The following is a 7,124-nucleotide window of genomic DNA, read 5'->3' as shown; positions in this document are numbered from 1 at the left end:
ATTGCAGGGCTTTTTAATATCTGAAACAAACTTACTGGCCGGATGCGACACGCTCGGCAAATTTCGCTTCTTTCGCCGCTTCACTGTTCAGGTCACGGCTCAGATAAATACCGGTCAGCAGACCAATTGCGGACAGCGCCAGCACGTAGTACGCAGGAGCCATCGGGGTCAGACGCATAATGAGCGTGACGAAGATCGGCGTCAGGCCGCCGAAAATCGCATATGCCACATTGTATGAAAAAGAAATACCGGTAAAACGCACTTCAGCCGGGAATGCCCGTACCATCACATAGGGCACGGCACCGACCACGCCCACGCTCAGTCCGGCGAGCCCGTACATGCCCATCAGTACCGACGCATCCGCCGCGACCATGTGATAGAACGACCATGTGCAAATCCCCAGGAACAGGCTGCCGAAGATGAATGTTTTGCTGGCACCAAGTCGATCCACAACGCTGCCTGAGATGATGCAGCCAACCATCAGCGCCACGGTGGCCAGACAGTTTGCCTGCAATGCCGCTGCAGCCGGAATACCGAACTGTTTCTGCAGCCAGGTTGGTGTCATCAGAATCACCACCACGATCCCGGCCGATAACAGCCAGGTCATCAGCATCGAGACCACAATTTCTTTTTTATGATTGGCGACCACGGCTTTCAGAGGCAGCTCATCCGCCAGCGCTTTGTGCGCTTTCATCTCAATAAAGACCGGCGTTTCCTGTAACCAGCGGCGCAGATACATGGCGATCAAACCGAAAATACCGCCAATAAAGAACGGAATACGCCAGCCGTACTGACTGATTGTTACCGGTGTCATGCTGGTGTTCAGTAAAGTTGCCACCAGAGAACCCAGCAGGATCCCCAATGTTAAACCGGCCGTCAGCGTTCCACAGGCAAAACCAATGCGGCTGCGCGGCACATGCTCGGCCACAAACACCCATGCACCCGGGACTTCTCCGCCAATAGCCGCACCCTGCAATACGCGCATCAGCAATAATAACAGCGGTGCTGCAATGCCAATCGACGCATAAGTCGGCAATAAACCCATCGCCAGTGTCGGCAAGGCCATCAGCAGAATACTCAGACTGAACATACGCTTACGACCCACTAAATCGCCGAAATGCGCCATGATGATGCCGCCCAGCGGACGTGCCAGATAACCGGCGGCGAAAATACCGAAGGTCTGCACCTGCCGCAGCCAGTCGGGCATGTTGACCGGGAAGAAGAGATCGCCAATCACCGCAGCGAAGAAGACGAAAATGATGAAATCGTAAAATTCGAGTGCGCCACCCAATGCAGCCAGGGACAGCGTTTTGTAGTCCTGCCGGTTCAACCGGCGCGATTGTGCGTGTTGCATAGGGATACCGTCAGACACCAGAGTGTAAAATGGAAAAAGGTTTTGCCACCTCATGTAAAGTAATCATTACTATAACGGCAAATATTTTTCACACCAGAGTGCCTGACGCGTAACTTCTGTTAATTTTGAAATCGGGGGCTATTCAGTTTTTTGTATCGCGGCGGGCACTTTTTGGACGAAAAGCTGCTACCACTTCATCATGCGTTTCGACGTAAGGTCCGTCGAGAAGCTGGATACAGTACGGCACGCTGGCGAAAATACCGGAAACAATCACCTTACCGTCAGCATCTTTCAGGCCTTCCAGCGTTTCCTGAATTGATTTCGGCTGACCGGGTAAATTGAGGATCAGCGCCTGTTTGCGGATAACCCCAACCTGACGCGATAAGATCGCCGTCGGCACAAAGTGCAGGCTTATCTGGCGCATCTGCTCACCGAAGCCCGGCATTTCACGATCGGCCACCGCCAGCGTGGCATCCGGCGTAACGTCACGGCGTGCAGGGCCGGTTCCGCCGGTGGTCAGCACCAGATGACAGCCACTCTCGTCGACCAGTTCGCTGATCGCCTGTTCAATGAGCGGCTGCTCATCTGGGATCAGTCTTGTTTCCAGTTTGTATGGGGTAATAAGCGCTTTCTCCAGCCACGCTTCCAGCGCCGGAATGCCTTTATCCTGATAAACACCGTTTGAGGCGCGGTCCGACACCGATACCAGACCAATTCGGAATGTATTCATGCTATTTCTCCACAGCATTTTTCTTCGTAATTTGTCTCAGTATATCGGTAACCGGCCTGTGGTTTTATCGCAGGTACAAAAAAAGCGGCTGATTAGCCGCTTTTTGTCGAAAACTGAGCGCTGATTACAGCAGGTCAGAAATCATTTTTTCCAGTTTACCCTGGTCAACTGCAAACTTACGGATACCGTCAGCCAGTTTGTCGATAGCCATCGGATCCTGGTTGTGTTCCCAGTAGAACTGAGATTCAGTCAGTGGCGCAGGACGTGGTTTGGTTTCACCGGAGAAGGACAATTTGCGCTCCAGCGGACCTTCGCTTTCTGCCAGCTCTTTGAGCAGCGCAGGAGCGATAGTCAGACGGTCACAACCAGCCAGTTCGATGATTTCGCCGATGTTACGGAAGCTTGCGCCCATCACGACAGTTTCGTAGCCGTGTTGTTTGTAGTATTCGTAGATTTCGGTCACAGACACCACGCCCGGATCTTCATTCGGCGCGAACTCTTTCTTGTCGCCATTGGCTTTGTACCAGTCGAGGATACGGCCAACGAATGGAGAAATCAGGAACACGCCCGCTTCTGCACAAGCACGAGCCTGAGCGAAGGAGAACAGAAGGGTCAGGTTACAGTTGATGCCTTCTTTTTCCAGTTTTTCCGCAGCGCGGATACCCTGCCAGGTCGAAGCGAGTTTGATCAGGATACGGTCGTTGGTGATGCCCGCATCGTTATACAGTTTGATCAGACGTTTGGCTTTGGCCACGCTCGCGTCAGTGTCGTAAGACAGACGGGCATCAACTTCTGTTGAAATACGGCCCGGGACCAGTTTCAGAATTTCCAGACCGATGTTTACTGCCAGTTTGTCAGCGGCATCAGTAATCTGCTGATCGTGATCGCTGCTCTGGTCACGTGCCCAGGCGATTGCTTCGTCGATCAGTTTACGGTATTCAGGAATTTGCGCAGCGCTGAGGATCAGTGACGGGTTGGTGGTCGCATCCTGCGGCTGGTACAACTTCATTGCCGCGATATCTCCGGTGTCAGCAACAACCTGAGTCATTTGGCGTAGGGAAGTCAGTTTATCGGTCATTTTGGCATATCTCATCGTTTGGACGTTTTCGTATAGGCATTTTCATGCCTTGCCTTTGGCTGATGATAACATGCAAAAAGCCACGCGCAAGGCGCATCTCGCGGCATGCTCGGCTACGAACATCTATGGATTTATCACCTTCCAAAACACACAATTTCAGCCAAAATGCATATGTCACCGGTTTGATAAAAAAGGTATGTTAGCCATCCAAAGTGGTCATTGCCCTTAAGCCAATTAATAAAAACGATGAAGGGTAAATCAACCAAGGACAATTCATGAATGACTTGCTGGAATTTTTCGACACAATTCTCTGGAGCACAATCCTGATTTACCTGCTGTTTGGCAGCGGTATTTATCTCACTTTCCGTCTTGGGTTCATTCAGTTTCGTCGTTTTGGCCACCTCTTCTCTCCGTCCCTTTTTAAACGCAACGCCGATCCCCGCGGAACATCCCCCTGGCGCGTACTTTGTCTGAGTATGGCTTCACGAATGGGTACCGGTAACCTGACAGGCGTGACCATTGCGATTGCGCTCGGCGGGCCGGGAGCCATTTTCTGGATGTGGATTATTACGCTCTTCAGCATGGCGACTGCGCTGATAGAAAACACGCTGGCGCAGATTTACAAAGGCACCAGTGCGCGTAATAAATTTCGTGGTGGACCGGCAGACTATATGGAGAAAGGGCTGGGAATGCGCTGGATGGGGATCCTGTTTTCCTTCCTGATGGTCATTTCCTGCGGCTTTATTTTCAGTGCGTTACAGGCCAATTCGATTGCTCAGGCATCATTCCATCTCCTGCATGTTCCGGCGCTGACAACCGCCTGTATTTTAGCGGCACTGGTTGCCCTGCTGATTTTCGGCGGGATCCGCGCCGTTACCTGGCTGTCCAAATGGATGATCCCGCTGATGGCCATTGCGTGGCTGCTTCTGGCCGTTTGGGTCATTGGTCATCATGTCGAAAAGCTTCCTCAGGTATTCGCACTGATATTCAAAAGCGCCTTCGGCCTGCAGGAAGCAGCATCCGGCGCGCTGGCTTATGGCGTGACTCAGGCGATAACGCAGGGGATGCAGCGCGGGGCTTTTGCCAGTGAAGCCGGTGTCGGTTCATCGCCAAATGTCGCGGCGATGGCAGCAGTCAGCCATCCGGCTGCTTCGGGTTTTAACCAAATGCTGGCGGTGTTTATTGATACGGTGGTAATTTGCACCGCTACAGCGTTGATTATTTTAACGTCCGGCGCGTTGGATATTCCCGGAGCGCCCACAGGAGTTCGCCTGCTCCGCCTGGCCATCGACCCGGCATTGCCAGAATGGAGCTCGGTTATTCTGGCGATGCTGGTGTGCGCCTTTGCGTTCACTTCAATCGCCGGCAACTATGTCTATGCTGAAAATAATCTCAGTTTTGTTCACAGCGCTTCCCCGGTTAAGTTGCTGATTTTCCGGTTGCTGGTCATTGCGATGGTTTTCGGCGGCTGCCTGATGGAACTCCAGATGCTTTGGAAGCTGGCTGATATCTTCATGGCGCTGATGGCCATACTTAATCTCACCGCCCTGCTGCTGCTTTCCGGCATCGCGGTTAAAGTGGTTAAGGATTATGAGCGGCAGCGGCGGATGGGCAAAACTCCCGTCTTTAATCCTGAACATTTCCCTGAATTACGCGGTCAGCTTGAGCCGGGTGTGTGGGATAAAACGTCATCTCCGCGCTGATTTTCACCGCTTTTACCTATTGCTGTCATGCCCCCATCGCAGTGACTTTTTTGCTACAGTATGGCAACGAAAAATTCTGAATTTGAACCGTCACTGACCAACGGACAAGACTATGCTGACCATTATTTCACCTGCCAAAACGCTCGATTACGAAAGCCCGCTTGCGACAACGCGCTATACCCAACCAGAGTTGCTGGATAAATCCAGTGAACTGATCAACGTGGCGCGTAAAATGTCCCCGGCGCAGATCTCTTCACTGATGGGGATCAGCGATAAACTGGCCCATCTGAACGCTGAACGCTTCAATGACTGGCAGCCGGATTTCACCCCGGAAAATGCCCGACAGGCGCTTCTGGCCTTTAAAGGTGACGTGTATACCGGTCTGCAGGCGGAAGATTTTAGCGAGAAAGATTTCGATTTTTCCCAAAAACATCTGCGCATGTTGTCCGGTTTATACGGTCTGTTGCGTCCGCTGGATTTAATGATGCCTTATCGTCTGGAAATGGGTATCCGTCTGGAAAACCCGCAGGGTGCGAATCTGTATGCGTTCTGGGGCGATTTACTGACTGAAAAACTGAATCTCTTACTCAGCGAACAGAAAAGCAAAGTGTTGGTGAATCTGGCGTCTGATGAATACTTCAAAGCGGTGAAACCTAAACTGCTGGATGGGGAAATCATCAAACCTGTCTTCCTTGATGAGAAGAAAGGTAAGTATAAAGTCATCAGCTTCTACGCCAAAAAAGCGCGTGGCCTGATGAGCCGGTTCATTATCAAAGAGCGTCTGGATAAGCCGAAACAACTTCAGGATTTCAATCTGGAAGGTTACGAATTTGATGAATCACGCTCACAGGGCAACGAGCTGGTATTTACCCGCCCGGAACGCTGATTTACCTGAGCAGTATGCGTAAAAAAGCCCTCGCGAAGAGGGCTTTTGCATTTCTGAAGCACGGTCTTTATTCAGGCAGCGCCATCAGGAATGCGCGCATTTCACTGAAATCAGCCGGAAGGTTATGCGACAGCAACGGCAGATCTGCGCGATCCGCCAGTTCTTTCGGCAAACCGATGTCCTGATCCAAAATCGCTTCCACGCTTTCTTTGAATTTCGCCGGATGCGCAGTACCGATGAACAGACCAAATTCGCCCGGTTGCAGCTGATCACGCAGTACACGGTAAGCAATAGCCGCGTGAGGTTCAGAGATATAACCGATATTCGCCAGCTCGCGCATCGCATCTTCGGTAGTGTCATCGCTGACTGCGCCAAAGCCCAGATCTTTCAGCTGCCAGGTTTTACGACGATACAGTTCTTCCACACGTGGCCAGTTATTTGGCTGGCTGACGTCCATGGCGTTCGACAATGTCGCTACGGTTTTCTTCGGATCCCATTCGCCGTCAGACAGGAAACGCGGCACGGTATCATTGGCGTTAGTGGCTGCGATAAAGCGTTTCACCGGCAGGCCGAGAGATTTCGCCAGTAAACCGGCTGTCAGATCCCCGAAGTTACCGCTTGGCACGGAAACGACCAGCTGATTGCGCGCTTCCTGAGGCAACTGAGCCACTGCTTCAAAGTAGTAGCAGATCTGCGCCAGCAGACGGCTGATATTGATGGAGTTGGCTGAGTTCAGCTTCAGCGCGTGTTTCAGTTCTTCATCATCAAACGCCTGTTTGACCAGCGCCTGACAGGCGTCAAAATCACCGTCGATGGCGACAGTATGGATGTTGCCACCAAGGGTACAGAACAGTTTTTCCTGTAACGGGCTGATTTTGCCACGCGGATACAAGATAACAACGCGAACGTTCTTCAGACCGTGGAAAGCGTGCGCCACGGCTGCGCCGGTATCGCCCGACGTTGCGGTCAGAATGGTCACCGGCTGGTCGCCTGAAACCTGCGTCAGGATCTGCGCCATGAAACGGCCACCGAAATCTTTAAAGGCCAGGGTCGGACCGTGGAACAGTTCCAGACAGGCAATGTCTTCTTCCACTTTCGCTACCGGTGCCGGGAAAGCAAAGGCGTTTTTCACACGCTGATGTAATTCCTCTTCAGGAATTTCATCGCCGATGAAAGCAGAAAGAATGCGGCTGCTGCGGGTGACGAAATCCAGTTCCAGCAAGCGGTCGATTTCAGTCAGTTCAAATTCAGGCAGATCCAGCGGGAAGAATAAACCCTGCTGTTTTCCAAGACCTTGTTTGACGGCCTGAGCAAAGCTGACCTGCTCGTTGTGATCCTTCAGGTTGTACAGTTTCATTAGTTATCCCAATAAA

General features: G+C 52.0%; 6 protein-coding genes. 2 read left to right on the top strand and 4 right to left on the bottom strand.

All coding sequences use genetic code 11. The features are described from left to right. Positions 1-31 precede the first annotated feature (31 nt). From ACJY2G_RS01650 to tal, 3 genes are all read right to left on the bottom strand, one after another. The gene (locus ACJY2G_RS01650; protein ID WP_430319957.1) at positions 32-1,354 is read right to left on the bottom strand and encodes an MFS transporter; all 1,323 of its coding nucleotides are present in this window, start codon (positions 1,352-1,354) and stop codon (positions 32-34) included. Between the two features lie 142 nt (positions 1,355-1,496). Continuing rightward, a complete protein-coding gene (gene mog, locus ACJY2G_RS01645) occupies positions 1,497-2,084 on the bottom strand; it encodes a molybdopterin adenylyltransferase (RefSeq protein WP_112291897.1) in 588 nt (195 codons plus the stop codon). Between the two features lie 124 nt (positions 2,085-2,208). Next, positions 2,209-3,162, bottom strand: coding sequence for a transaldolase (gene tal / locus ACJY2G_RS01640; RefSeq protein WP_112291902.1), 954 nt, complete (start codon positions 3,160-3,162; stop codon positions 2,209-2,211). A gap of 275 nt (positions 3,163-3,437) precedes the next feature. Here tal and ACJY2G_RS01635 point away from each other — a divergent pair, with 275 nt between their 5' ends. Beyond that, positions 3,438-4,865 (top strand): alanine/glycine:cation symporter family protein, encoded by a 1,428-nt coding sequence (locus tag ACJY2G_RS01635; RefSeq protein WP_430319956.1) that lies wholly within the window; start codon positions 3,438-3,440, stop codon positions 4,863-4,865. Positions 4,866-4,977: 112 nt separating this feature from the next. Then, positions 4,978-5,751 carry a peroxide stress protein YaaA gene (gene yaaA, locus ACJY2G_RS01630; protein WP_430319955.1) on the top strand — a complete coding sequence of 258 codons (774 nt, stop codon included), beginning with the start codon at positions 4,978-4,980 and terminating at the stop codon, positions 5,749-5,751. A gap of 67 nt (positions 5,752-5,818) precedes the next feature. Here the strand turns inward: yaaA and thrC are convergent, their stop codons facing one another. After that, a complete protein-coding gene (gene thrC, locus ACJY2G_RS01625) occupies positions 5,819-7,108 on the bottom strand; it encodes a threonine synthase (RefSeq protein WP_430319954.1) in 1,290 nt (429 codons plus the stop codon). Positions 7,109-7,124 lie beyond the last annotated feature (16 nt).

It is taken from the genome of Rahnella sp. ATs2, assembly GCF_051851855.1.
Lineage (GTDB): Bacteria > Pseudomonadota > Gammaproteobacteria > Enterobacterales > Enterobacteriaceae > Rahnella > Rahnella variigena.
This window is presented reverse-complemented; position numbering and strand designations above follow the sequence as displayed.

Bases quoted from the DNA above. Each gene is read 5' to 3' on its own strand.
- ACJY2G_RS01635 (WP_430319956.1), top strand. From the start codon at position 3,438: ATGAATGACTTGCTGGAATTTTTCGACACAATTCTCTGGAGCACAATC.
- tal (WP_112291902.1), bottom strand. From the start codon at position 3,162: ATGACCGATAAACTGACTTCCCTACGCCAAATGACTCAGGTTGTTGCT.
- ACJY2G_RS01650 (WP_430319957.1), bottom strand. From the start codon at position 1,354: ATGCAACACGCACAATCGCGCCGGTTGAACCGGCAGGACTACAAAACG.
- mog (WP_112291897.1), bottom strand. From the start codon at position 2,084: ATGAATACATTCCGAATTGGTCTGGTATCGGTGTCGGACCGCGCCTCA.
- yaaA (WP_430319955.1), top strand. From the start codon at position 4,978: ATGCTGACCATTATTTCACCTGCCAAAACGCTCGATTACGAAAGCCCG.
- thrC (WP_430319954.1), bottom strand. From the start codon at position 7,108: ATGAAACTGTACAACCTGAAGGATCACAACGAGCAGGTCAGCTTTGCT.